This window comes from Streptomyces sp. NPDC046900 (genome assembly GCF_040644975.1).
GTDB lineage: Bacteria > Actinomycetota > Actinomycetes > Streptomycetales > Streptomycetaceae > Streptomyces.
Genome location: NZ_JBEYXD010000054.1, coordinates 26054 through 51611 on the forward strand (window position 1 = coordinate 26054; position 25558 = coordinate 51611).

The following is a 25558-nucleotide window of genomic DNA, read 5'->3' on the forward strand; positions in this document are numbered from 1 at the left end:
ATCCGCGAAGCCATGTTGTCCGTGGGACAAGATCAACGCTTGGCGCAGCTGGTCATCGTCCCGGCCCCAGCTGGGGAGTTCCGGTGCCAACCATCTCCAAGGGCCACCTGCCTGTCCCGCTCTCCCCGCTGACGCAGAGGCGGCCGGATACTCCTTTCGCGAACGAGGTCCTCTGCACTGGCAACGGCGATCGACGCATCGGCCCGATGGTCCATTCGCTCTGCAATCCTGGAGGCAGGAGACGATAGGGGCCGCGTTCATGCAGTGGAGGACCCATGGCGAACGGCAGATCTATACGAACCAGTGGGTGAACCTGTGTCTGGCGGACGTCCAGCAGCCGGACGGACGCCGTTGGGAGCACCATGTGGTACGTCTGCGGCATCTGGCTGTAGCCGCCGTGGTAAATGATCACCGTGAGGTGCTCATGATGTGGCGGCATCGCTTCATCACGGACGCGTGGGCGTGGGAGCTGCCGATGGGGCTGATCGAGGACGGGGAGAGCCCAGAACAGGCCGCAGCTCGGGAGGTTCTCGAAGAGACGGGTTGGCGTCCAGGGCCGCTCAAGCCGCTGATCTACGCCGAGCCGGCCAACGGGATCACGGACTCGCAGCATCACCTCTTTCGCGCCGATGGGGCGACGTACGTTGGTGAGCCGACGGAGAAGAACGAGTCGGATCGTGTTGAGTGGATCCCTCTGGCTGACGTACGGGCAATGATTGATCGCCGTGAGATCGTGAGCAGCGGGTCGCTTGTCGGGCTGTTGTATGTGCTCATGGATGAGGCGATCCGCTGAAGTGCCGTTCGCCTCACACTGTGAGCAGTTCTCGTAGGCGAGCCTCGAACACGGCAGTTGCGGGTTCTCTTCTGTGCGGCTCCAACTGGTCGTAGAACTCCCTGAGGTGGCCCGTCACCCGCTGGGATGCAACTGCTGAAGCCTTTTCCACGGCTTTTGTGGCGGTGCGGCATGCCTGATCCAGCTTTCCTTGCTGAAGCTGGGTGCGAGCCAGCCAGAACGCGTGGAATGCGTGGCCTCGCTGGTTGATGCTGTTCTCCCTGCGTAGAGCATCGGCGATCAGCGGCTCGGCTGTGTCTGCCTCGCCCAGGCGTCCGTGCGCGATGCCGGTGTCCACGATCAGTTTGGGCCCGTCGAAGTAGGCCACCCAGGGCGGGTCAGCGTCGCTCCCTTGGATGCGCTCGAACTGGCGGTGCGCCTCTGTGATCGCCGCATGCGTGGCGGTTCGGTTGCCGAGAGTGGCTTGGGCGAACGCTTCCCGCATGGCCAGCATCGACCGTACGCGTGGGGTGATTCCAGGCACTGCGTGCGCCTCGTCCTGGGCAGCGCTGACGTAGGCGAGCGCGTCTACGGGTTTGTCCTGGTAGGTGGCTTGGAGGCTCATGCATGCCAGGACGTTGGCCATGAACTGCTGGTCGTTGATCTGTTTGGCCAGCTGCAGGGCCTCACCGAAGTACGAACGGGCCTGGCCGTACTGGCGGGCGTCGAAGTGCGCCCAGCCCGTGAGGCGTGCTAACTCGGCTGCGACCGCGTACAGCTCCCTCTGGACGGGCTCCCAGCGGGTCTCCTTCAGGAGGTCGATGACGTAGCGGAGTTGGCCGACCACTGCCGGCCGTAACGCTTCGCCCCCGTGCTGGTCGTCTCGACGCCAGTAGTCCTCGATCGAAGCGCGCAGCGCCTGGAGAGTGGAGGGGCTTGGGCTAGTTTGGGTGGTCAGCGGGAGAAAGCTGTCTACCTCCGCCCAAGTAGGGCCGCGGCGGGTTCCGCCTCGAGCGTCGGCTCTTTCGCAGCGGATGGTTCGCGCTCGGCCGTGGCCAGAGCCACGGGTGTCTCCCAGGAACGTCGTGCCAGCCCGAGCATGTGGCCGGGGATCCGCAGTCCGTCTGCCACTCGTTCGATGACGTCGATGTGCACCAACTGGCGCCTGCCCGAAATCACTTCGCCGACTCGACTGGGCGTCAGGTCGCAGCGCCGGGCGATCATCGAGGGTCAGATCCCAGCGTGGATCTTGATCAGACGGAATACGCGCGCGAAATCGCGAACGCGGCATGCGTCGAGCATCTCCGGGTCGGTGAGCAGCCTGGCAGGAAGTTCCGGCGGCCGGGACGGCTCGGTCATGGCGATGCTCCCACGGCTGAAGATTACCCAACGTCGCTCATTGTCACTTGCGGGTGAGGTTACCCAAGTTGGGTAACCAGCCGGACCTTTCTGCAGGGATCCCGCGATCGCGATGCTCTGAGCATGGCGAACGAACAGTTCACGGCTGCTGCCGAAGAGGTGTCGCCCGGCGGATCGGGGCCGGTGCACGCTCACAGTGAGGGGATGCAGATCGTCCCACTCCGCAAGTTCGAGCCCCCCGGCGCGGGTCACCTGGCCGTGAACGCCGACGTACTGGAGCAGGCCAAACACCGCTTCGTCGTCAGACCGGAAAACGACGGTGACCCGCGTCTGATCTGCGAGGCGACCTATCCGTCTGGCCAACCGCGTCCCCGCCAACCTCTGCGGTGCGACGGCGGGCCACGAGGCCTCCCAGACTTCGAAGTGACCAAGGCCGGCGCCATGGCCCAGGCCCAAGCCCGTTGGCAGGCTGAACAACAGGACTTTGCACGCCTGGTCGCCGACTATCCTCCTGCCGAGCCCCTGACTGCGTTTTTGCAGCGCCACCACACCAACCCCGCCGAGTACTCGCGAGAACAGGCTGTCACGGAACACCAAGCGCAGCCCCTGGTACGCGCTGACCCACCACTCCGCCCGCAAGCGCTACCCAAGCCTTGGCATGTGGGTCTTTGGACCCAACAGCGACCCGATCTCTCGCTTCACACGGGACCCCAAAGTCGACTTGGACCTTGCAGCGGCACGAGCCCTTACAGCTACCGCCCTGCTCACTCTGGAGGGGCAGTGGATCGAGGCTGGCCGGCCAGAACCGCTTGCTCACTTCCTGCCCGGCGAGGACCCCTCTGCCGCCTACGCTCGCCAATCCACGGCCTACCTTGACGAGCTCGATGAAGACTGCATCGTCGTGCGCCTTCTATGTCACTGCTGAGTGATCGCCAACTGTACCGCTTCCCCTTGCGCAGTACCTCAGTGCCGATCAGACACTCGGCATCGGCGGAGCAGCGAGATGCTCGATGCGCTGGCCATGGAGGCCTCTGTGACGAAACCGCTGCTTTAGGCGGGCTGGGCCCTGCGCTGCCTGCTCGCCCGACGTGGCGTCACCTTCCAGCGCACCAAGACGTGGAAAGAGTCCGCCGACCCCGACTACGACACCAAGCTTGACCGTATCGAGTACGTCTTGGAGCACTTCCCGGACCGCACGTTCGCTTTCGACGAATTCGGGCCGCTCGGCATCCGCCCTACCGCCGGGACCTGCTGGACCAAGCAGGGCAAGCAGGGCAAGCAGGGCAAGCAGGAGCGGCTCCCCGCGACCTACCACCGCACCCACGGCGTGACCTACTTCCACGGCTGCTACTCGATCGGCGACGACACCCTGTGGGGGGCGTCAACCGCCGCCACAAGGGCGCCGTGAACACCCTGGCGGCACTGAAGTCGATCCGTGCCGCCCGCCCCGACGGTGCCCCGATCTACCTCATCTTGGACAATCTGTCCGCCCACAAAGGCACCAAGATCCGCCGGTGGGCGAAGGAAAACAAGGTCGAGTTGTGTTTCACCCCGACCAACGCCTCCTGGGCCAACCCAATTGAGACCCACTTCGGACCACTGCGACAGTTCACGCTCGCCAACTCTCAACACGCCAACCACACCGTCCAGACCCGCGCGCTGCACCGCTACTTGCGCTGGCGCAATGCCAACGCCCGCCACCCCGACGTCCTCGCCGCCCAACACAGGGAGCGCGCCCGCATCCGCAGCGAGAAAGGCCTCCGCTGGTGCGGCAGGCCCGCCCTCACTGCCTGATCATCAGCCCGGTGACGTCCCCGATTCCGGCTAATAGGCCAGTAGAACAGGAGGACTACGCTCATTCCGTGACCACAGCCTGGGGACCCGCGGCCGCGGGCGTACTGCGACTTCCATCGGGTCGGCTCGTTCGCGGTCGAGGACTCAGACGACCCCTTCCCGCAGGGCCGCTGCCCACCTTCGCGCTCTATCTACTGGGCCACGAGCCGCCCTCCGTCGCCTGGGAGGCTCGCTGGCTTCGCTGGCCAGACTTCTGGCTGCCGTCCGACCGCACAACAGCCGCTGATGCGCTGCGCGAGGCATGGACGCGCGCCGAAGGCGAGCGTGTCGAGATCGCCTGTGCCGGGGGGAACGGACGCACCGGCACGGCCCTGGCCTGCATCGCCGTGCTCGATGGGGTACCCAGCCACGAGGCGGTCGCCTACGTCCGCGAGCATTACGTATCACGCGCCGTAGAGACACCCTGGCAACGCCGCTTCGTCTCCCGCTTCAAGTAGGCACCTCATCCACGGCCGATCCCGGCCGCCGCACCAACCCGGCGAACCTAATTCCTTGCTAACGGTGCCACGAGGAGCTGTGAGCCTTGCGGTGCTGTTCGAACTGGACCGTGATGTCTAAACGTTGCCCGGCGACTGACTCCTCGCATCAGAGCGGCGGACGGTCCGGCGGTCGCGTGGGCACCGGGCGGATACCTTCGGCGAACACGGCGTTGATGCCTCCGCATAGAGCAGTGACGCTCGGTTCCTTCGCGGCCGCCACCACGTCAACACCCGTCGCGTGATCGCTCGTTGGTGTTGGTGGTGCGAGCCCGTCGTACGGCGACCTCTTGATCCGCCCGAGTCGTTCGAGCTCCGGCTTAGAGGTCCTAACAAAGGCGTTGGACGTGTCTGTGGGTGATCAGGCAGGTGGCGAGGCCTAGGGCGCGTATCGCGTCGTGATCAATCTGCGGTCCGGGTAAGGTCTTTGATTCAGATCATCGAAGCGCGCAGGTGCAGGCCGACGAGGTAGCTGTCCGGAGTCTTGTCGTACCAGGTGGCGATGCCCCGCCAGGCCTTCAGCTTGTTGATCAGGCGCTCCAGCAGGGTCTCGAAGACCCCCGCGTCCCGCCACTGCCGGAAGCGATTGTGGACGGTCGACCAGGCACCGAACTCCTGCGACATCTCCCGCCACTGCCCGCCGGTCTTGAATCGCCAAATCACGCCCTCGAGCTGCTGCCGTAGCCGCCCGGGGTCCGGGCCGTACTGCCGATCGGCAGTACGGCCCGATGAACTCCCACTCTGCGTCTGTCAGACGCCGTCGTGTCACGCAAGACGATCTACCGGATCACGACTCACCGCGAGAGCGAATCCCGCAGATTTATCACGACCCGATACGCACCCTAGATCCCTCGCCAGGCACTCAGTCCTCGCGCCACCTCGACGGTCGCCGATCAGCAGCTGCTGGTGCTTTGCGAGAGGATGTACGCGGTCTCGTCATTGTGGACCCGTACATACTCGGCGACGGAGTTGCCGCGACGGTCGTAGGTGGACGTGCCCTCCCAGCCCACGAGCACGGAATACCACTGAACCTTGTAGCACCAATAGGCGTCGACCCGGAAGCCGTCCCAGTCCTGGTGGGAGTCGGTGTGCGCACCCGGCTGCAGATAGTAGTCGCTACTCTTCACTCCGCAGGGCGGAGTGTTCGAGTAGAAGTAATTTGAGGTGCCGCACCAGTCATGGATGACGTATGCCGAATACGCGCTCTTGTTGTAGGTCTCTGAGCAGAGGGGATACGTGCAGCTCGATCCGGCGTATGAGGCCGGGGCGGTGGCGGTCACGCCTCCGATGGCCAAGCCGAGCACGAGCAGTGCGCGTGCCCAACGCCTCGCTGCGGTACGAAACATGCTGAGATCCCCTCGCTTGGTGGCGCACGTGTTGACCTCGCCCGTCTGGGCGCGAGGGTAAGAGTGACGTAGGCGTCTCATGCCGTCCAGAGGTAATGCACGACTAAGGGCTTGCAGATCATTAACACATCCTTTTGATCTTGTTGTGGGGCTCGCCGGTTCGGGCGAGGACTCGAGCTTGGAGGGCCGCGAGGACGACGGGTGGCGTCGTCGCGGGCGGGATGACGATGCCGTGTGCCTCGAACAGTTTCCTGTTCTTGAGGAGGGTGCGGTGCATCGCGGCGCGGCTGCTGCCGAACAGCACGGCGAGAGGTTCCGCGGCCAGGGCGACCCGCAGATGGAGCACGGTGGCCAGGACCTGTTCGGGGAAGGCGAGCCGGGGCGGACGGCCGCGCCGGACATCGCCGTCGGGGGCCAAAGTCTGTGTGAGGTTGTTCAGTTGTTGCCGGGACATGCCGGTCAGGGCGGGATCGCAGAGCAGGGACTGGTCCCACTTCGGGGTCGGCTCATGTGGAGCCGACGCCACCGGGACGGCCGGGCGGGGCTGCGGGTGCAGGGCATAGTTCCAGTCGCCGTGGAAAGCGTGCCGGGTCAGCGGCAGTGCCGCCATCTCCGCGTCACCGATACGGACTCCGGTGGGATAGGTGTTGGTGCCGAGGGCGGCACTCACGCGCAGCCCGGTGCGAGTGGTGGTCGCGGCGATGGACTGGACGATGACTTCGTGGCTGGTCAGCGGGCGGCCACGCCAGTTCATGGTGATGTGCGAGAAGAGCCTGTGTTCGATTTTGTTCCACTTCGATGTGCCGGGCGGTAGATGACACACGGTGATGGTCAGTCCCGTTTCGTCGGCGAGCTGGGCCAGTTCGAGTTTCCAGGCCCTGGTGCGGTAGCCGTTGGAACCCCCCGCGTCGGCGGTGATCAGCAGCCGTGTCGCCTGCGGGTAGGCGGCCTGGCCCTGGCCGTGCCACCAGCGGCGGATCGACTCGACCGCGAACACCGCGGTGTCGTGATCGGTGCCGACGTTGACCCAGCCGGTGTTTGCCGCCAGATCGTAGATCCCGTAAGGGACGGCCTTGCCCAGCTGCGGGTCGGCGAAGTCATGCACGTTCACCGGCACTGGCCCGCCCGTCGGCTGCCACTGGCGGCCGTTGTTCTTGAACTCGCCGACGAGTTCCTTCTTCTTGGTATCCACGCTGATGACCGGCTGGCCGGCGTCCCGGTGATCGCGGGCCTGCTCGTTGAGATAGCGGAACTGGGCATCCCGGTCCGGGTGCTGGCTGCCCTCGATTGTCTTGGCATTGGCCTGCAGGCTGAACCCCTCCTCGCGCAGCAGGGCGGCGACGGTGTCGGCACTGACGCGGTACCCGGCCCGGGTCAGCTCCTGCGCAAGCGTGCAGGCGGACTTCACCGTCCACCGCAGCGGAGACGTCGGGTCACCCCACACATCCGGCTCAACCAGCGACAACAGTGCCGGCCGCAGCCCCGGATTGAGATCCGCGACCCGCTTGCGACCCCCGCCCGGACGCCGCACCCGCCCCAGAGGCCCCTCACCGGACTCGAGTTCGAACACGCCCTTGCGGACCGTCGTCTCACTGACCGCAGCGGCCTGCGCCACGGCTCGGACACCGCCGTGTCCCAGGCCCCGGGCCTCCGCGGCCATCGACAGCCGTCGCTGCCGCTCGTCCAGATGTGGAAGCAACACCGCAAACTTCACGGCCAGTTGGTCGCGAGTCTCATCCGGGATACGCATACCACACCAACGAGCTCCAGGACGGGAAGCAACACCTTGATTCCCTGCAAGCCCTTAGGAAACTACCGCCCGTTGACAGGTGTCGCCCCATGGCGCCCAAATATCTCCCCGCCTTCGTCGGTGATGATCAGCATTGCGACCGGCCCATATGAATCCTGACTGGCGGCCTATGAGGGGGCAGCGGTTGGCCGTCTGACGTCACCCCTTTTCCCGGTGGACTTGGAGCTGACGGTCAGACAGTTGATCGGAACTGCTTGCGGAACCTGCATATATCGAGGTGTCCAGGTCCCCGATCCGGCTGGCGAGGATCCGCAAGGCTTCGGAAGACGGAGAGCCGGGTTCGGCTGTGCCCACGGACAACCACTGGTCTGGGTCACCGGGAAAGATAAGGTTTTCACAGTTCAAGGTGACTTCGCCGAGCAGGGGGTGCCGAAGGTGGTGGGTGCCGTAGGAGAACTCCTTCACATCCTGCGCGGCCCACCATCGGCGAAAGTCTTCGTCTAGGGCCGACAGTTGATCAGTTAGCTGGGCCAGTTGCGGATCGTTCGGATGCCGACCCGCATAAAGATGCAAACCTGTGACGATCATGCGGGCGCACTCGCCCCACTCAAGATATAGTTCACGCGCCGCAGGGTCGAGAAATACGAATCGCGCCATATTGCGCTCGCAGGCCGGCATGGCCTCGAAATCGGCATACATCGCGCGAGCCATCCGATTAAGGGCAAGGACATCCATACGACCGCCCAAAATCATGGCAGGGGTAGCCCGAAGAACCTCAAGCAGCGCGTACGCACCTGGACGCACTCGCTGCGGCACGGCGGGCCGGCTCACTCTGGCCGCGGACTGCGGCCTGGCGAGGTTGAACAGATGCGCACGCTCGACATCATCCAGCCGCAGGGCCCGGGCTACGGCCTCCAACACTGCTTCTGAGGCGTTGGCCACCCGTCCGCGTTCCAGACGGATGTAGTAGTCCACGCACAATCCGGCTGAGAGCGCAACTTCCTCACGACGGAGTCCCGGAACACGGCGACTCGCCCCCGCCGTGATCCCGGCCTGCTCAGGAGTCACCCGGGCGCGCCGCGAGCGCAGAAAATCGCTCAGCTCCTTGTTGTCACCTGAACCGGACGACGACTTGGTCATATCTTGAGGCTAGCTCTCGACACGCAATCCCGACAAGGCGGACAGTGGAATTATGTGCCCACATAAGCCACTCCCTGTCAGCGAGAAGGGGAGCCCCTAGAACAGTCGCGGCCAGCAAAATCAAAGTGGAGCCGTCCCGCTTACCGCCAGACCGGCGAGTGACGTCGAGCAATTAGACGCTTTCTAAATATAATCTTGGCGACTGAAAACCCTATTCGGGATTCCCTGAATGTCGCTGCTGCTTCGATCGGCACGGGAGTACGCCATCGCGCTGGGGAACCTGCCCGGACCGGCGCTGGAGCAGGCTTTCCTGGCCGGGATGATCCCGCACCACGCCGCTGCGGTCGCCATGGCCCGCCAGGAACTCGCCCGGGGCAGCCGGCCAGAGCTCAAGGCCATGGCCCAGCACATCATCAGCAGCCAGAACAAGGAAATCAGCCGGATTACCGGCTGGCTGCACACCTGGTACGGACTCACCCCCGAGTTGGCGAGGACGCGGGTCCCTCATGCCGTCCAACAAGCGCGGGCCCCGATGACTACCTGGATGGACACGACGACCGCCCGTCTGTCCACCGTCCCAGCGGGACCCCGGTTCGATCAGGCATTCATGCAGGCCGTGATCCCCCACCACGAGACGGCTGCCGTCGCTTCCACGGCCGTTCCGGGCCACGCGGTGCACGATGCGCTCACCACCCTGGCCCAGCAGATCGTCGCTGCCCAGAACGCTCAGGTCGAGCAGATGCGCACCTGGCTGCACGACTGGTACCCAAGCTGACCCACGTCTCGTCGTGCCGCAGGCGAATCACGCCGACCCACCCCGTCCCACCGTCCGCCTGACGCTTCACCGACCCGCCCGGCACGCGTGTGAGGGGCCGCGGACCATCACGAGAGCCCCGCGTGTCGACGCCGTGCGGCACGGCCCCGCGCACGTCATCGGACGGGAGACCCGGCATGGCCGCGGACCCCGGCTCCCGGCTCGAATCCACCCAGGGCGAACGACCGGGCGCGCGGAGTCCCTTCCAGGCCACCTGCATCGGCCGGGTGGAAGCCTTCAGCGACGGGGGCATCGCAGTGGCCATCACCGTCCTCGTCCTGAAGCTGAGCACTTCGGCCCACCCAAGATGCGGGCTGCTGCCCCCCTGTTGCACCAATGGCCTGCCTACCTGGGCTATCTGACGTCCTTCGCCTCTATCGGCGTGATCCGGCTGAACCATCACCAGGCCTTCGCCCGCATCGGTGGACCGGGGGCTGCACGCGGCCAACCTCACTCTGCTGTTCACCGCAGCGGCACTGCCCTTCCCCACCGGCGTTCTCGCCGACACGCTGCAAGAAGCGGTCACGTGCGATGACAGCGAGGGCATCCCCCGCCCACATCGGTGACGCACGGCGAACCCATGACGGGCGCCGACGGTCACGCACGATCACCGGACGGTCCCCCGCGGGGACGTGAGCGCGGTGCTGCCGGTCCTGCGGTGACCCGGGCGGCTCAGCAATGGCGGTGGTAGGCCTTGTTGGCTATCCGCCAGTCGTCCCCTGTCCGCACCAGCAGGAAGACGTCGGTGAACCTGTCCGGACCATGCTGGAGCGTCATGGTCGCGGTGGCCACGGTTGCGTGCACGTCGACGGAGTCGATGCGGCGCGCTCGGGCCGGTTCGTCCGGGGCGGGATGGCCGGGGAAGAGGGCGCAGTAGTCGTCCAGACGCCACGAGACGAAGGCACTCTCCCGGATTCCCTCGATGTGGGCGGTGGGCAGGAACGCGGCCCGGAAATGGGCGGGGTCGCCTGTGGCATGACCACGGATGTAGGCGCGCAGCGGCTCCAGCACGGCGTCCTCCGCAGCCGGAGCCATGGCGGCGGCGGTGATGTCGGCTTCCGGGTCCGCAGCGGCGTCGGCGAGTACGGACCCGCTGCGAAGGGGCACGTTCGACGCGGCGGCCAGCAATGCCATGTCCTTGGCCAGTGCGCCGATGGCGAACTGAGCCGTGGGCGCGGTCGGCCGGTGGGAGAGAAAGGATCGTTTGCGGGCGACGAGTGGGCCCAGGTAGCCCAGTTCGAGGACGTCCAGTACCCGGGCGCGGGACAGCCCCAGGGCGTCGGCCTGTTGCAGAGAGTCGCGCAGTGCGAGGAAGCTGCCTGCGAGGGAACTGTTGGCGATCAGCTTGAGCGCGGCGGCAGTGGCGGCGTCTTCGACGGGGCGTACGGTGCCGAGCGCATCGAGGACCGGCCGGACGCGGTCGTACACGACGGGGTCGGCGGCGGTGAGGATCTCCAGGGTGCCGTCGGCGGCGGCCGGTACAGAGCCGAGCACCGGGGCGTGGACGTAGAGCGCGCCGAGTCGCCGGGCCAGGTGCGCGGCTTCGTCAGGGGCGATGGTGCTGGTGTTGAGCACGATCGTGTCTGTTCGCAGTGAGTCGTGGATGTCGTCGAGCACCTGTCGGCAGGCCGGGCCGTCGAACAGCGCGAGGAGCACGAGGTCCGCCTTCGCCACGGCCTCGTGCGGATCGGCGGTCGTCCTGACGGTGGGCGATGTGCGCCCGGACCGTGTCCAGCCGACGACGTCCCTGTTCCGGGAGGCCAGTCGGGTGGCGATCGTGTGCCCCATGCGACCCAGACCGAGGACGGCGATGGTGTGCGGTGGTGTCATGTCCGCCAGAGTGATGTACCCCGATGAATGCGACAAGCGCAGATTTCGCATGACAGGTCTGCGGAGCCCGCATACCTGACGGGCATACTGGCGGTATGGAACTGACCGTGTGGCGGACGTTCGTGACCGTGTGCCGACTCGGTTCGCTGTCGGCGGCAGCCACCGAGCTCCATCACACGCAGTCGGCCGTCTCCCGGCAGATCGCCGGGCTGGAGCGGCAACTCGGCGTACCGCTGATGGAGCGCCATGCGCGCGGGGTGCGCCCGACGCCGGCCGGCGAGGTCTTCCGGCGCCACGCCCTGGCCACGCTCCGGGAGGCAGACCGCGCCGTTCGTGCCGTACAGGACGCAGGGGACGGGGCGTTCGACCGGCCCCTGGCCGTCGGTGCGACACCCTCCCTTGCCGCGGGAGTCGTCCCCGAGGCCATCCGGGGCTTGCTGAGACAGGTCGGACCCGTCCGGTGGAGCCTGCTGCCCGGACTGAGCGCACAACTGCACGGCCGCGTCATCGCCGGTGATCTCGACGTCGCGGTCGTCACCGACGCACCGCCAGGACTGCCCAACGACCCGCAGGTGGAACGCCGTTTGCTGACGGTGGACGAGATGATGGTGGTGCTGCCGGTCGGCCATCCGCAGGCGGGCCGCGGCCCGGTGCACATCCGGGCACTGGCCGACGAGGTCTGGGCCGAGGACAACGACGGTTCGGCGGCGCTGCTGCGGCGGCACGCGACTCGGGCCGGAGTCAGCGCCCGCATCGACCTCGCGGCGGCCGACCTGCACGGCAAACTGGCCTTGGTGGCGACCGGTCACGCCATCGCGTTGATACCCGGAGTGCTCAGGTACGCGCTGCGAGCCGATGTGACGGCGGTGCCACTCGTCGATCCCCCCACGCGCGGCATTCACACCCTCACCCCACGGCACGACGCCCACCCCTGCACGGGCGCCCTGCTCGATCAGCTCGCGGCGGCCTGCGCCGCGGTGTTTCCCGCCGATGCCGCGCACGGGCCGGACGCGGCCGGCGCCCCGTGCGCCGCGCCCGCACGGCACGGCGGCGTGACGGGCTCGGACGACGGGGACCGTCCGCACGACTGAGCCGTCGGCCGAATGCGGTTGCGGCTCAGCAGGCCGGCGTCGGCCTCGGGTGGGGAGTGGGCGAGCGGCTGAGGGGTAAACAGGGTTTTCGGCTGCACGCTCGGGGCCCGCTCCTGTGGGGTCCGGCGCCGACGGCACATCACCGAGGTGCGCCGACCGCCTCCGCGCCGTTTCCGCGCGGAGGCGATCCCGCATCTCAGGGTGTGGTCGGCCGTGACAGGTAGCGGCCCTCGGGGTCCCCGATCACCTTGCCGTCCGCGTAGACCTGCCGGCCGCGCAGGAACGTCGACTCAACCCTTGCGCCGATCTCAAGGCCCTGCAGCGGTGTGTATTCCTGCGCCGACTCGGAGTCCGCCGCGTCCACCGTCCAGGATCGCGACGGGTCGACGAGTACGAGGTCCGCGTCGTAACCCTCGGCGATCGCGCCCTTGGTGGCGAGCCCGAAGCGCTGTGCGGGAGTCCACGCGGTCAGTTCAGCGACCTTCTGCAAGGGCAGGCTGTGCTCCGGCGCCGCACCCACGAGACCGGGGAGCAGGTATTCGGTGCCGCCGAAGCCCGACTTGGCCGCGAAGACGTCGCTCTTCGGGTCCCCGAACTTCGTCTCCTCCTTGCAGCACGCATGGTCGCTGACCACCCAGTCGATGTGGCCCGCCACCAGATGTTCCCACAGCGCGTCCACGTCCTCCTGCGGCCGCAGCGGCGGGTTGACCTTGCCGCCGATGCCCGACGCGGTCTCGATGTTCGCGAGCAGATGGCCGATGGTGACCTCGCGCCGGAAGTTCACCTGGGGAAACGTCTTGGCCATCAGCATGGCCGCCTCGATGGCCTTGCGCGAGGACAGGTGCAGCAGGTTGATGTTCGGCAGCTGCGTCTCGGCGGCGAGGTAGCTCGCGATGGTGACGGCGAGGCCTTCCGAGTGCGGCGGGCGGGAGGCGCTGTACGCGGCGAGGCCGTCGAGTTTGCCCTCCTCCTCCACCAGCTTGGTGTACGCCGTCATGATCTCCGCCGTCTCGCAGTGCAGCGACAAGGAGATGGCGTCGGCGAACTGCGGGTACGCCTCGCGCGCCGCCTGCACCCCTCGCATGACGAACTCGAAGTGGGCGAGGTCGTAGCGCTCGCCCGGCGGGATCATCAGGAACGCGTTCTGGTCCGCCGACCGGCCGTGCAGGCCATGGCTGCCGTAGAACATGAACACCTTGAAGGAGGTGACGCCGAAGCGGGCGATCAGCTCGGGGATCTCCGCGATGTGCGACTTCTGCATCGGCCCGAGATGGAAGCCGTAGTCGACGTACGACCGGCCTTCCGCGTTCTCGAGGACCAGTGGGAAGACCTCGTTGTAACTGCCACCCCGGTTCATGTAGTACTGGCCGGTCCTCATGTACGTGAGAGCGGTGGTCACGCCGCCCTGGGCGCAGGCACGGCTCTCCGTCGCGGTGTCGTCGGACAGCGGGTTGTAGATGCCCCAGTGCTGGTGCGCGTCGACGACGCCAGGGAAGGCCAGCAGTCCCTTGCCGTCGACGACGTCGCGGGCGTCCGATGCGGGGATGCCGGGGGCGATGCGGTGGAAGACGCCGTCCTTGACGCCGATGTCGGTGGTGGGTATGTCCTCGGCGTTGTGCTTCACCAGGCGCACGTTCTTGATCAGCAGGTCCAGTTCCGTCATGTGTGCTTGAGCCTTTCTCCGTGTGCGTGGGTGCGGGACAGCGTGTTTGCCGCCTGCCAGGCGAGACCGAGTGCCGGCAGCAGGCCGTTGCCGGCGAGATAACCGTCGGCGCCACGTCCCGAGATGCCGTGTGCCGCCCCGCCGGACGCGAACAGTCCGGGTATCGGCGTTCCGTCCTCGGTGAGGACGCGGGCGTGTTCGTCCACCGCGAGGCCGCCCTGTGTGTGGAACAGGGCGGGGAGCACTTCGACGGCCGCGTAGGGGGGACGCAGCGGCTCCTCGAAGAACGTCCGGCCGTAGGGATCGGGCTCCGCCGCCCCGCGGGCCCGGGCGACCTGGCCGGCGATGGAGTCGTTCAGCGCGGTGGCGTCGCAGCCGGTACGCTCCGCGAGTCCGCCCGGGTCGTCGGCCCATGTGAGTGCTCCGGCGTCGACCGTCTGACGGAAGTCGGTGAACGGCAGACACAGATCGTGGATGCGCTTGTCGAGGACGATCCATCCGCGGGCTCCGGGACGGGCCGCGAGGGCGGCCGCGTACTCGGAATAGCCGGTGGTCTCGTCCCCGAACCGCCGGCCGTCCCTGTCGACCATCACGGCGCCGTGCATGATGGTGGCCCAGCCGACGAGGGTGCGCGACCGGCGCGCGAGCGCTGCGTGGCCCTGATAGGCGTCCAGGTAGGCGGCGTGTGCGCCGTGTTTCAGGCCGATGCGAAGGCCGTCGCCCCTGGAGAACTGGCCACCATGGTACTCGGCCTTGGCGATCTCGGGCAGGTGACGGCTCACGAGCTCGCGGTCCGCGCCGTACCCGTTGGTGGCGAGCAGGACGGCCCGTGCGGGGACGGTCTCCTTGTGCCCGCCCGGGTAGGTGAGGACCGCACCCGTGATCTCGCCGCCGGTGCCGCGCTCGACGTCGGCGAGGCAGGCAGGGACCAGGAGGTCGATGCGGGGCGATGACCGTACCCGGTCGTAGAGGTGCCGTAGCAGTGTGGAGCCGTGCCGTCCCTCCAGGGTGTGCAGGCGGTCCGCGGAGTGGCCCGGATAGCTGAAGTCGGTGACGAGGGTCAGCGGCAGTCCCGCTTCGTCGGCCAGCCACTCCACCAGTGGGGCGCTGATCCCCGCGAGGGCTGCGGAGAGTGCGGGGGCCGCGGTGCCGTGGGTCTTGGCGGTGATGTCGGCGAGGAAACGTGCGGGGCTGTCCTCGATTCCCGCCGCGCGCTGCCAGCGCGAGCCCGCGCCGGGGATCATCGCGGTGGACATGGAGGTGTTGTTACCACGCAGGAACTGTTCGTCCGGATCGACGACGAGGACGTTCAGCCCGGCCTGTGCCGCTCTGAGCGCACCCGCGAGTCCTCCGCCGGCACCGGCCACGACGAGGTCGACCGCGCCGTCCTGCTCCTGTCCGTCGTCCTCCGGCACGCCCCCGCTCATGCCTGCGCCCCTGCCGCCAGCAGTCGCAGGGCGCGTTCCGCGGGGTCGACCAGTTGCACCGGGTGGGGGGTGCCGGTGTCGACGGCGGAGCAGCCGTTCATCACGGCGGTCACGCCGCGGGCGGCGAATTCGTCGAGCGCGCCGCGTACTGCCTCGTTCCATCGCAGGGTGTCGGGGATGGTGTCGAAGTCGAGGTCGAGCACGGCGACCCCGGCGAACCACGGACCGAGGCCGTACTCCGCGATGCGTTCGGCGAGGGCCTCACCGATGATGCGGTTGCGGGTGACGGCGCCGAAGACCGTGCCGGTGGCGGCCAGATGGCCCGCGGTGAGGCGCAGCATGCCGACGGCCGGTACGGCCGAGCCGTCCGGGGTCACCGGGACGGCCGGGTCCAGAATGCAGTCCGGCATGCGGACGGCGTAGTCCTTGGCGGATGCCTTCGCGAGTGCCTTGGTGACGGCGGAGGTGGAGGTCTCGATGTCGTCCCGCGTGGCGAACTGCGGGGGCGCCTCGGGGCCGCCGTCCTCCAGGACGACTTCCACACCGGGCGGCGACAGGCGCCGGTAGCGGGCGCGTCGCCGGGTCAGCTCGGCCGCGTCGACGCGCACCGGGGTGACGGAGTGGATTTTCATGCAGTGCCTCCGGTACTCGCCGTCGAGGGGGTCGTGAGGTGGGTGAGGTCCCGCAGCAGCGAGCCCACGTCGTCGGCCTTGGGCAGGTGGTTCGCGGCCCTCCGCAGGTATTCCACCAGGGCTTCGTCTCCGAGCAGGCCGGTGAGTACGCCGGGCAGGGTCCGGGCCGTGAAGGGATGGTGGCTGCTGTCGCCCACCGGGTGGGGCGCGAACAGCACGACGTGCTCGCCGCTCTTGAGTACCGCGGTGAGCCGGGTGGGGCGTTCGTGCGGGAGCCGCGCGGTCAGGGTGAGGTCCTCGCGTACGGTGACCTTCCCGGCGAGGGCGAAGAGTTCGGGTCTGTCGGCCTGGGTCGCCTCCGCGGTGGCCGGGGCGACCGCACCGTCCAGCAGGGCGGCGGCCACCGCGTAGGGGATGGAGAACATCGCACCGAGCGGGCCGTCCCAGTGTGTGCGGTCCAGCGGTGCGGCCAACGCGTGCGTCTCCACCCGCATCTCGGTCACGACGTCCACGACCTGATGGGCGGTCAGGCCTGCGAGGGGTCCTTTCCGCAGCCGCAGCGCCAGGTCGGCGGCGGGGTGGGTGTACGAGCACGAGGCGTGCCGCTTGAAGTAGTTGTGCACTATCTGCCAGTCGTCCCCGAGGCCGTCGGTGAGAGCGGCCGGGTCGAACGAGCCGAGCAGACTGCCGAGTGACAGGGCCGCCGTACCGCTGTTGCCGACGACGCCCGCGGCGGCGAGCCGTGCGGCGGCGAGTCCGGACATGGCGGCGGCTCCCATCCAGGCGTCGCGCACACGGTGACCGTCCAGTGCCGAGTCGAAGTGCCCGGCCACGGCCAGGCCCGCGGCCGTGTCGACGGCGGCCGCGACGTCTTCTGCGGGCAGTTCGAGCAGCACGGCGCAGCCGGCGGCGGCTCCGGTCACGCCCCAGTTGCCGTGCGGGTGGACGCCCTGTGCGAGTGCGGTGGCACGGCCGAAGCGTGCGGCGACCTCGTACCCGGTGAGCAGGGCACGTGCGGTGACCTCGCCCGAACTGCCGAGGGAGGCGGCGAGGGCAAGGATCGCCGGGAACGCGTGCCCCGCGGGATGGCCCTTGGCGTACTTGCCCCCTTCGTCGAGCTCACAGCACACCAGTGCCGTCGCGTTGAGGTAGGCGGCGGCGTCGGGCTGGGTGCGGATGTCGGTACCGAGCACGGGAGCGCCGCCCGGCGGCGTGGGCCAGGACTTCCTGATGCGCCGCTGCCCCTCGGTACGCGATCCGGCGACCGTGACGGCGAGGGTGTTGAACAGGACCAGGGAGAAGCGCTCACGTACGGCTTCGGGGACGTCCGGCCAGGACAGCTGCGAGACCCAGCGGGCGAGTTCCTCGGTCTTCGTGGCGGCCGCGCGTTTGGGATCGCCGGCCTGGTGGAGTCTTTCGCGGGACGGGTCGACGGGCACCTGTCCACCTCCCTCCAAGTGTTCCATTCAGCGGAACACTTTCGTATATCGATGATTCCAGCGTGTTCGGGATTCCGTCAATACCTCTCAGCAAAGCCAGGAGAAAGCTGATGTTTACTGGGGAATGGCTCTTGACCTCGATCGGAAGCAGTGCTTCTCTAATGTTCCATTGAGCGGTACGGACAGAGAGTCCGACACGGGACCACACCCGTGATCACACTCCCAGGGCAGGCGAGAATGAGCCCATGACGACTCAACCCGGAACCGAGACCGCAGGCCGCGTGATCGACGTGCTGCTGCTGTTCACCGACGGACCCGACGAACTCGGCGTCTCCCGCATCGCACGGGAACTGGACCTCAGCAAGGCCGTGGTGCACCGCATCCTGCAGACCCTCGTCGCCCGCGGCATGGTCACGCTCGACCCGCAGACCCGGCTGTACCGCCTGGGCGCGACCTCTGCCGCGCTCGGAGCCCGTGCACTGCGCGAACTCGATCTGCGCGCCGTTGCCACGGGCACCCTGCGGCGGCTGCAGGAGGAGACGCGGGAGACGGTGACCCTCACCGCGCTCGTACCCGGCGGACGTGTCTACGTCGACCAGATCGTCAGCACTCACGAGGTGAAGATGACCGTGGAACTCGGCCGCAGGTTCCCTCTCCACGCGGGCAGTTCGGGCAAGTGCATCCTGGCCTTCCTGCCGGTGGAGCGACGCGAGGAGATCCTCGCCGGTGGCCTGCCGGCCCTCACCGGCAGCACCCACACCGACCCCGACGCGCTCCGCGCCGAGCTGGAGGCCGTCCGGGAGCTCGGATACGCCAGCTCGCAGGGCGAGCGCCAGGCCGACGCCGGCTCGGTCGCCTCGGCTGTGTTCGGCCTCGACGGCGATGTCCGCGGCTCGGTGTCCGTGTGCGGCCCCCGCTCCCGCTTCACCTCGCAGTTCGTCAGCGCCTGCGCACCCCGCGTGGTCGCGGCGGCCCACGACATCTCCACCGCGCTGGGGTGGACCGGTACCGGCCCCACGGCCGGCGCACCCGGATCCAGGGTCTCCTCCCACGCGACAACGGAAGGATCTCCATGACCGACTCCGCACCCGCCGCCCCGTCCGCCAGGGGCTCGGCCCTCACCGGCATCAAGGTGCTGGACATCGCCACCCTTTTCGCCGGGCCCCTGGCGGCCACCCTGCTCGCCGACTTCGGAGCCGACGTCACCAAGGTCGAACACCCCAAGGGCGACCCGGTGCGCAGCCACGGCGCGAGCAAGGACGGCGTAGGCCTGTGGTGGAAGATGCTGTCCCGCAACAAGAAGGCCGTCACCCTCTATCTGGGCAGCCCGGAGGGGCAGGACATCTTCCGCCGCATGGTCGCGGACACGGATGTCGTCATCGAGAACTTTCGGCCGGGCACTTTGGAGCGCTGGGGCCTCTGTTACGAGGCTCTCGCCGAGATCAACCCCCGCCTCGTGCTCGCCCGCGTCACCGGCTTCGGCCAGATCGGCCCGTACGCCAAACGCCCCGGCTTCGGCACCCTGGCCGAAGCGATGAGCGGCTTCGCCGCCATCACCGGTCAGCCCGACGGTCCGCCGACCCTTCCGCCTTTCGGACTCGCCGACGGCGTGTCCGCGCTCACCGCGGCCTTCGGCATCATGACCGCGCTGCACGCCCGCGAGCGCACCGGGCGCGGCCAGGTGCTCGACCTGGCCATCATCGAGCCGATGATCACACTGCTCGGGCCGCAGGCCATCACCTACGACCAGCTCGGGCAACTCCAGCCGCGCACCGGCAACCGGTCCGTGAACAACGCCCCGCGCAACACCTACCGGACCAAGGACGGCAGTTGGGTCGCCGTCTCCACCAGCGCCCAGTCCATCGCGGAACGGGTCATGCGCCTTGTCGGCCGTCCCGAGTACGTGGACGAGCCGTGGTTCGCGTCCGGCGCCGAACGTGCCCGGCACGCGGACGAACTCGACGCGGCGGTCGGTTCATGGATCGCCGACCGCACCCGCAGCGAGGTCGTCGAGGCCTTCGAGGAGGCCCAGGCGGCCGTCGCACCGATCTACGACATGAGCGACATCTTCGAGGACCCGCAGTTTCAGGCCCTGGACACCATCACCGCGGTGGAGGACGAAGAGCTCGGCACCATCCGGTTCCAGAACGTGCCCTTTCGGCTCAGCGACACCCCGGGGGCCGTCCGCTGGCCCGGTCCGCGCAAGGGCCGGGACACCGCGGAGGTGCTCGGCCGCTACGGCGTCGGCGCCGAAGAGCTCGCCGCCCTGGCCGAACGGGGCGTCGTATGACCGGCGTTCCGCGGCCGGTCGGCGCCGTACGCTCCTGGCTCTACGTCCCGGCCACCCGGCCCGATCTCCTCGACAAGGCGATGGCAGGCGAAGCGGACGCCGTCGTCCTCGACCTGGAGGACTCCGTGCCTCCGGACCGCAAGGACGAGGCGCGGGCGCACGCGGTCAAGGCGGTGGCCGCCGCCTGGCCCAAACCGCTGTGGCTCCGCATCAACCAAGTACGGCTCCCCGACGGGCAGGACGACTTGGCGGCGCTCGCCGACGCACCCGTGCAGGGACTCAGGCTCCCCAAGTGCGAGAGCCCCGACGACATCAGGGCCGTACTGGAGAGGGTCGACGCCCCGCTCCATCTATTGTTCGAAACAGCCCTCGGGGTGGAACGCGCCTACGAACTGGCCACCACTGCACCGCAGGTGGTCCTGCTCTCGCTCGGCGAGGCCGATCTCGCCGCAGATCTCAGGGTGAGCGCCGACGAAGCGCTCGACTGGGCACGCGCCCGCACGGTCAACGCCGCCCGAGCTGCCGGACTTTCCGGCCCGGTCCAGAGCGTCTGGACGCAAGTGGCCGACCTGGAAGGCCTCAAGGCCGGCACCGAACGCGCCCGCGCCCACGGCTTCTTCGGCCGATCCGTCGTCCATCCACGGCAGGTCCCCCCGGTCAACGCGGCCTTCACACCCGAGCCCGAGGAGGTCGAGGACGCCCGCCGGCTCGTCGACTCCCTGCACCGCGCCCAACGCGCGGGCAACGCGGCCTGGCTCGACGACCGCGGACGCCTCGTCGACCCCGCGGTCGTGGCCCGCGCCCGCTGGCTCCTCGAACTCGCCGGCTGACCGCCGCACCCGCGGCCGGCCCCCGGCCCCACCCCCACTCCCCCAGGCAAGGCAGGTCATGACCCTAGTCCAGCACACCACCAACCCGTTGCTCGCCGCACTGCCCGCCCATCCCCGCATCGTCGAGCTGGGCCAGCCGCTGTTCACCGGCATGCCCTGCTCGCCCAACCACCCCGGGTTCCGTATGACGTTGGCCCGCCGCCACGGCGACATGGTCCGCCCCGACGGGGGCTCCGCCGCCAACGAGGTGATCATCACCGGCGGTCATGTCGGCACTCATATCGACGCGCTCTCCCACGTCAGCCACGACGGCCTGCTGCACGGCGGCGTCGACGCGGCTCAAGCACAAGCCGGCGGCTCGTTCTCGCAGCACGGCGCCGAGCACACCCCGGCCATGGTGACCCGCGGCGTGCTGCTCGACGTGGCCGCGGCACTCGGCACCGAGACCCTACCCGGCGGCTACGGGGTGACCGCGGCCGACCTGAACAAGGCGGCGGAACTCGGCGGCGCGGAGCCGCGCAAGGGCGATGTCGCCGTCGTCCGCACCGGCTGGTCCCGGCACTTCGACGATCCGATCGCCTATCTGGGCAAGGAGTCCGGTGTCCCCGGCATCACGGAGGACGCGGGCGAATGGCTCGCCGAGCGCGGTGTGCGGGCCGTCGGCTGCGACACGACGGCCTGTGAGCAGATCCCACCGGGCGCGGGCCACAGCGTCCTGCCGGTGCACCGGCTGCTGCTGGTCGACCACGGCATCTACATCATGGAGCACCTGGCGCTCGAGGACCTTGCCGCCACCGGCGTACCCGAGTTCCTGTTCATCGTCGCCCCGCTCAGGATCGTCGGCGGCACCGGCTCCCCGATCCGCCCCCTCGCGGTGGTGGCCTGATGACCGACGCGTCCCCCTCCATGCCCACCGCCGCCCAGCAGCTCGCCGCGTTCGCCGTTGCGACACGCGACGGTGGACTCGGCCCGGACCTGCGCGACAAGGTCACCGGCCACCTTCTCGACCTGCTCGGCAACAGCCTCGCCGCCCTGTCCCAGCGGCCCGGCGCCGCCGTCAGGGAACTCGTCGAGGAGTGGGGCGGCTCCCCCGCCGCCACCGTCATCGGCTCACCGGACCGGCTGCCGGCCCCGTCGGCGGCGCTGGTCAACGGCACCCTCGCGCACAGCCTCGACTTCGACGACACCCATCTGCCGTCCGTCCTGCATCCGTCGGCCTCGGTGCTGCCCGCCGCGCTCGCCACCGCCGAGGCGGTCGGCGCCGACGGTGCACAACTGCTGACCGCGGCGGCCGTCGGCATCGAGATCACCTGCCGGCTCGGGATGGCGCAGTACGACGCCGAACTCGGCAACTCGGTGTTCTTCGACCGCGGTCTGCACGCGACCGCGATCTGCGGGGCGATCGGCGCTGCCTCCGCCGCCGCCGTGCTGCGCGGCCTGGACGCCGACGGGATCTGCTCCGCGATCGGCATCGCCGCGAGCATGGGTTCCGGCATCATCGAGGCCAACCGCACCGGAGGGACCGTCAAACGCGTGCACTGCGGCTGGGCCGCCCACGCCGGAGTCGTCGCCGCCGACATGGCACGCCTCGGCCTGACCGGCCCGCCCACCGTTCTGGAGGGCCGTTTCGGCTTCTTCCAGGCGTTCTGCGGCGACCGCTTCGATGCGAAGACCGTCGTCGCCGCGACGACCGAGGGCCTCGGTGAGCGCTGGGAACTGTCCCGGCTGTTCATCAAGCCCTACCCCTGCAACCACTTCACACACGCGGGCGTGGACGCGGCCATGAGGCTGCGCGACCGGGGGGTCGAGCCCGACCGCATCGTGCGGCTGACGCTCGGGGTTCCCGCGCCCGTGCTGCGCACCATCGCCGAACCGGCGGCCGAGAAGGCCCATCCGCGTTCCGGCTACCACGCGGCGTTCAGCGGTCCCTACACGGTGGCCGCAGGACTGCTCGCCCGGCCCGGGGAACCGGGCCACGGACTCGGTGTGTTCCACGAGGACTTCACCGACGAGGCGGCGGCGGACCCCGTTCGCCTCGCCCTCGCCGCTCGCGTGACCTGCGTCGCGGACGAGGAGTGCACCGCCGTCTTTCCGCATCAGTTCCCCGCCGTGCTCACCGCGGAACTCGACGACGGGACCACCGTGACCGAGCGGGTCATGGTGAACAGGGGGAGCCCGCAAGACCCTCTCGACGCCACGGAACTCACCGCCAAGTTCCTCGCCAACGCCCGCGGCGCGGGAGCGGAACAGGCCGTGCAGGATCTGGCCGACGAGGTATGGAACATCGCCGCAGCCCCCGACACCTCGCGCCTGACCCGCGCAATGTCGACGGTGACCGGCGCCTGACGCATCGCAGACTCCTCATCACTCCACCGAGGTGAACCCATGAGTTCCTCGCGTTCCAACGTCCGGTGGCTGACACTCGGACTGATCGTCGCCCTCATCGTCATCAACTACATCGACCGCAGCGCCATCAGCTACGCCGTCGACCCGCTCACCAAGGCGTTCGGCATCAGCAAGTCCCAGTACGGACTGATCAGCAGCGCCTTCTCGATCGGCTACATGGTTTTCGCCTTTCTCGCCGGCCCGCTCGTCGACCGCTACGGCGCCCGGCGCATCCTGCTGGTGGGGGTGGCCATCTGGTCGGTGGTCACGGCGGTGACCCCCATCTCGGGCTCGTTCATCGGCCTGTTCATGGCTCGGGTGATTCTCGGCGCGGGTGAGGGCCCGGGCTTCCCGGCGGCGACCCGGACGGTCAGTCGCTGGCTGCCGCAGAAGGAACGCGGCATCGCGCTGGCGATGGTCGGCGGAGTGGCCGTGGCCGGATCCCTGCTGATCGGCGGGCCGCTGGTGACACAGCTCATCGACGGACTGGGCTGGCGCGGAATGTTCTGGGTGCTCGCCGCCCTCGGCGTACTCTGGTTCGCCGTCGCCTGGGCCCTGTTGAAGAACACCCCTGACGAGCACCGCAAGGTATCGGCCGCCGAGCGCGCGCACATCGCGGCGGGCCAACTCGAGGAAGAGCGCTCTTCCAGTGGCAGCGTCCGCTGGCGGCCCGTCCTCACCAACAGGAACCTGTGGGTCATAGCCGTGGGCTACTTCGCCTGGGGGTTCATGTTCTGGGGCTTCATGTACTGGCTGCCCGAGTACCTGTCCTCGCAGTACGACCTCAGCATCAGCGCGGTCGGGCTGTTCACCGTGGCGCCCTGGGCGGCCGGCGTGGCCGGCGCACTCCTCGGGGGCGTGCTCACCGACCAGGTGTTCGCCCGCACCGGCAACCCGCGCACCCGCCTCACCATCATGGGCGTGGCGCTGCTGCTCTCCGGCGCCGCTCTCATCCCGATCATCGTCGCACCGTCCCTCACGGTGTCGGTCACCTTCATCTCCATCGGTGTCGGTCTCGGCTTCGTCACCGGAGGCATCTGGTGGGTCGCGGCGATCGACGCGATGCCCGCGCAGCCCGGCGTCGCGGCAGGCTTCGCCGACGCTGCGTTCGCGCTCTCCGGCATCGTCGCGCCGTCCGTCATGGGCTTCATCGTCAGCTCCACGGGCAGCTTCTCCAGCGGCTTCGTCGTGATGACCGCCCTTGCCGTGGTCGGCGCCGGCTCGATGCTCGTCCTGCCGAGGCACCGCCCGCGCCTGGAGGTCTCCACGCCGGGCGGCAAGGCGGGGCTGGCTGTAGGGCCGCGGTAGCACCGGTCGAACCACCCGGCTCGCGCGGGAGGAAGCATGGTGGCCGGGCGTAGCCCGCGCCCGTGATGAGTCGTCCAGCCGTTTGCGCGCTCCGCACCGGGTCTGCCTGCACCGAGGTATGTCCTCCCGCATGTGTGCCAGGTGCGGGGCGTGATCACGCCCGGTGCGTGACCGCGGTTCCGGGCCCTCTGCGCGAGCCCCCGGGCCGGGCGCTTCAGAGGACGTCGAGTACCTCGGCCACCGGCCGTCGGGGCGTGGGCTGCCCCTTGGGGCCGTACCCGAGGCGGAGCACCATCTGCACATGCTCCATGGCTGACGTGGGGTCGCGTACGGCCCACCGGATCTCGGGCCATTCCAGGGGCTGGGAGGTCAAAGAGGCGACGAGGCCGTCCGCAGTGGCCCGGAGCCAGACCCGCTCCAGTGCCTGCCCCGCCCGTAGCCAGTCCACCGGGTGGTCCTGGGCCGTACCGAGCAGGGCGATGTGAGGTCGCCTTTCGAAGGGTGCCCAGCCACGGCCGGACACCGTCCGGCCGCCGGTGAGGTCACGTACGGGAGAACTGGCTCCCCACTGTCCGGGGCCGAGCGCCTCCGCCGGAATCCCGTCCCGAGGCGAGCTCTCGCCCGAGGGCGCCGTTCGGATCAAGGTCACCCTCGGTGGTGTGTCGGACGAGCAGGAGTTGAAGACCTACAGCGCGCTCGCCGGCGAGTTCGAGGAAGACACCGAGTCGGTGTCCGACGACGGGGACCGCGCTTCTATAAACGTGTCTACGCGTCGCAGGGCCGTACTCGAACCCGGAGACATCCGGCAGATCAAGGAGCGTGAGGGCCTGGTCGTGCACCGCCGCACTCCCGTTACACGGGTGAAGTTCGAGCGGATCCACGAAGGTCCCCGGGCCCAGGAGATCGCAGCTGCAACCAAGGAGGCCCTCAAGCAGGTGAACGACCATGCAAACTGACCGCTTGGGCCGCATCCCGCGGCCGGCGTGCAACGCGGCCGAGAGAGTCACCCCACGGAGGTGTTTCCTCGAGGAGCGCCCAACGGGCAAAGCGTCACGTCGTCGGAGCAGGCTGTGGCGGCGGGTCCTGCCGGAGCCACTCGGGCCGCATCACGACGTGGTGGTCATGACTCCCGCAGCGGGAGGATCCCCGCAA

General features: G+C 68.7%; 21 protein-coding genes and 3 pseudogenes. 13 read left to right on the forward strand and 11 right to left on the reverse strand.

Annotated features, from left to right (window positions below; all coding sequences use genetic code 11):
* Positions 1-259: 259 nt before the first annotated feature.
* A complete protein-coding gene (locus ABZ904_RS35030) occupies positions 260-793 on the forward strand; it encodes an NUDIX hydrolase (RefSeq protein WP_359410819.1) in 534 nt (177 codons plus the stop codon).
* Between the two features lie 13 nt (positions 794-806).
* Here ABZ904_RS35030 and ABZ904_RS35035 read toward each other — a convergent pair.
* Positions 807-2131, reverse strand: a pseudogene (locus ABZ904_RS35035) (helix-turn-helix transcriptional regulator).
* Positions 2132-3194: 1063 nt separating this feature from the next.
* Between ABZ904_RS35035 and ABZ904_RS35040 the strand changes: the two are divergent.
* A pseudogene (locus ABZ904_RS35040) lies at positions 3195-3925 on the forward strand (IS630 family transposase); the annotation flags it as partial.
* 68 nt (positions 3926-3993) lie between these two features.
* On the forward strand, positions 3994-4422 hold the full coding sequence (locus ABZ904_RS35045) for a protein phosphatase (protein ID WP_361827964.1): 429 nt from the start codon (positions 3994-3996) through the stop codon (positions 4420-4422).
* A gap of 567 nt (positions 4423-4989) precedes the next feature.
* Here the strand turns inward: ABZ904_RS35045 and ABZ904_RS35050 are convergent.
* The 4 genes and pseudogenes from ABZ904_RS35050 to ABZ904_RS35065 form a co-directional block, all read right to left on the reverse strand.
* A pseudogene (locus ABZ904_RS35050) lies at positions 4990-5230 on the reverse strand (transposase); the annotation flags it as partial.
* Between the two features lie 124 nt (positions 5231-5354).
* Positions 5355-5807, reverse strand: a complete 453-nt coding sequence (locus tag ABZ904_RS35055) for a hypothetical protein (protein WP_359411891.1) — start codon at positions 5805-5807, stop codon at positions 5355-5357.
* Positions 5808-5928: 121 nt separating this feature from the next.
* Positions 5929-7557 (reverse strand): ISAzo13 family transposase, encoded by a 1629-nt coding sequence (locus ABZ904_RS35060; protein ID WP_361827967.1) that lies wholly within the window; start codon positions 7555-7557, stop codon positions 5929-5931.
* Between the two features lie 198 nt (positions 7558-7755).
* Entirely contained in the window at positions 7756-8697 is a 942-nt protein-coding gene (locus ABZ904_RS35065; RefSeq protein WP_359409446.1) for a helix-turn-helix transcriptional regulator, read from the reverse strand.
* A 229-nt stretch (positions 8698-8926) separates the two neighbouring features.
* Here ABZ904_RS35065 and ABZ904_RS35070 point away from each other — a divergent pair, with 229 nt between their 5' ends.
* Together ABZ904_RS35070 and ABZ904_RS35075 are read left to right on the forward strand one after the other, a co-directional pair.
* Positions 8927-9472: a DUF305 domain-containing protein gene (locus tag ABZ904_RS35070; protein ID WP_361827970.1), complete on the forward strand. Its 546-nt coding sequence runs from the start codon at positions 8927-8929 to the stop codon at positions 9470-9472.
* Positions 9473-9648: 176 nt separating this feature from the next.
* Entirely contained in the window at positions 9649-9873 is a 225-nt protein-coding gene (locus tag ABZ904_RS35075; RefSeq protein WP_359409450.1) for a hypothetical protein, read from the forward strand.
* 310 nt (positions 9874-10183) lie between these two features.
* On the opposite strand, the gene ABZ904_RS35080 is transcribed toward ABZ904_RS35075, so the two are convergent.
* On the reverse strand, positions 10184-11341 hold the full coding sequence (locus ABZ904_RS35080; protein WP_361001951.1) for a nuclear transport factor 2 family protein: 1158 nt from the start codon (positions 11339-11341) through the stop codon (positions 10184-10186).
* Between the two features lie 95 nt (positions 11342-11436).
* Between ABZ904_RS35080 and ABZ904_RS35085 the strand changes: the two genes are divergently transcribed.
* Positions 11437-12432: a LysR family transcriptional regulator gene (locus ABZ904_RS35085; protein WP_359409454.1), complete on the forward strand. Its 996-nt coding sequence runs from the start codon at positions 11437-11439 to the stop codon at positions 12430-12432.
* Between the two features lie 196 nt (positions 12433-12628).
* Here the strand turns inward: ABZ904_RS35085 and ABZ904_RS35090 are convergent, their stop codons facing one another.
* Genes ABZ904_RS35090 through ABZ904_RS35105 form a run of 4 tightly spaced genes read right to left on the reverse strand, consistent with a single transcriptional unit; the run spans position 12629 to position 17593 of the window.
* Positions 12629-14095 carry a dihydroorotase family protein gene (locus ABZ904_RS35090; protein ID WP_361827974.1) on the reverse strand — a complete coding sequence of 489 codons (1467 nt, stop codon included), beginning with the start codon at positions 14093-14095 and terminating at the stop codon, positions 12629-12631.
* A complete protein-coding gene (locus ABZ904_RS35095; protein ID WP_361001947.1) occupies positions 14092-15522 on the reverse strand; it encodes an FAD-binding protein in 1431 nt (476 codons plus the stop codon). The genes ABZ904_RS35090 and ABZ904_RS35095 overlap by 4 nt, the downstream gene beginning before the upstream one ends.
* Positions 15519-16154, reverse strand: a complete 636-nt coding sequence (locus ABZ904_RS35100) for an aspartate/glutamate racemase family protein (protein ID WP_361001944.1) — start codon at positions 16152-16154, stop codon at positions 15519-15521. Before ABZ904_RS35100 ends, ABZ904_RS35095 begins: the two co-directional genes overlap by 4 nt.
* Entirely contained in the window at positions 16151-17593 is a 1443-nt protein-coding gene (locus ABZ904_RS35105; RefSeq protein ID WP_361001941.1) for an MmgE/PrpD family protein, read from the reverse strand. The genes ABZ904_RS35100 and ABZ904_RS35105 overlap by 4 nt, the downstream gene beginning before the upstream one ends.
* A 245-nt stretch (positions 17594-17838) precedes the next feature.
* On the opposite strand from ABZ904_RS35105, the gene ABZ904_RS35110 reads away from it, so the two are divergent.
* The 6 genes from ABZ904_RS35110 to ABZ904_RS35135 are packed head-to-tail and all read left to right on the forward strand — an operon-like array spanning position 17839 to position 24406.
* The gene (locus ABZ904_RS35110; protein ID WP_359409464.1) at positions 17839-18669 is read left to right on the forward strand and encodes an IclR family transcriptional regulator; all 831 of its coding nucleotides are present in this window, start codon (positions 17839-17841) and stop codon (positions 18667-18669) included.
* Positions 18666-19883, forward strand: a complete 1218-nt coding sequence (locus ABZ904_RS35115; protein ID WP_361827979.1) for a CoA transferase — start codon at positions 18666-18668, stop codon at positions 19881-19883. The genes ABZ904_RS35110 and ABZ904_RS35115 overlap by 4 nt, the downstream gene beginning before the upstream one ends.
* Positions 19880-20713: a CoA ester lyase gene (locus ABZ904_RS35120; RefSeq protein WP_361001936.1), complete on the forward strand. Its 834-nt coding sequence runs from the start codon at positions 19880-19882 to the stop codon at positions 20711-20713. The genes ABZ904_RS35115 and ABZ904_RS35120 overlap by 4 nt, the downstream gene beginning before the upstream one ends.
* A gap of 58 nt (positions 20714-20771) precedes the next feature.
* Positions 20772-21599, forward strand: a complete 828-nt coding sequence (locus ABZ904_RS35125) for a cyclase family protein (protein WP_359409470.1) — start codon at positions 20772-20774, stop codon at positions 21597-21599.
* Positions 21599-23059 (forward strand): MmgE/PrpD family protein, encoded by a 1461-nt coding sequence (locus ABZ904_RS35130; RefSeq protein WP_361001931.1) that lies wholly within the window; start codon positions 21599-21601, stop codon positions 23057-23059. The genes ABZ904_RS35125 and ABZ904_RS35130 overlap by 1 nt, the downstream gene beginning before the upstream one ends.
* A 39-nt stretch (positions 23060-23098) precedes the next feature.
* The gene (locus ABZ904_RS35135; RefSeq protein ID WP_359409475.1) at positions 23099-24406 is read left to right on the forward strand and encodes an MFS transporter; all 1308 of its coding nucleotides are present in this window, start codon (positions 23099-23101) and stop codon (positions 24404-24406) included.
* A gap of 214 nt (positions 24407-24620) precedes the next feature.
* On the opposite strand, the gene ABZ904_RS35140 is transcribed toward ABZ904_RS35135, so the two are convergent.
* Positions 24621-25055 carry a hypothetical protein gene (locus tag ABZ904_RS35140; protein WP_361001929.1) on the reverse strand — a complete coding sequence of 145 codons (435 nt, stop codon included), beginning with the start codon at positions 25053-25055 and terminating at the stop codon, positions 24621-24623.
* A gap of 10 nt (positions 25056-25065) precedes the next feature.
* Between ABZ904_RS35140 and ABZ904_RS35145 the strand changes: the two genes are divergently transcribed.
* Positions 25066-25362 carry a hypothetical protein gene (locus ABZ904_RS35145; RefSeq protein WP_359409479.1) on the forward strand — a complete coding sequence of 99 codons (297 nt, stop codon included), beginning with the start codon at positions 25066-25068 and terminating at the stop codon, positions 25360-25362.
* Positions 25363-25558: the final 196 nt, after the last annotated feature.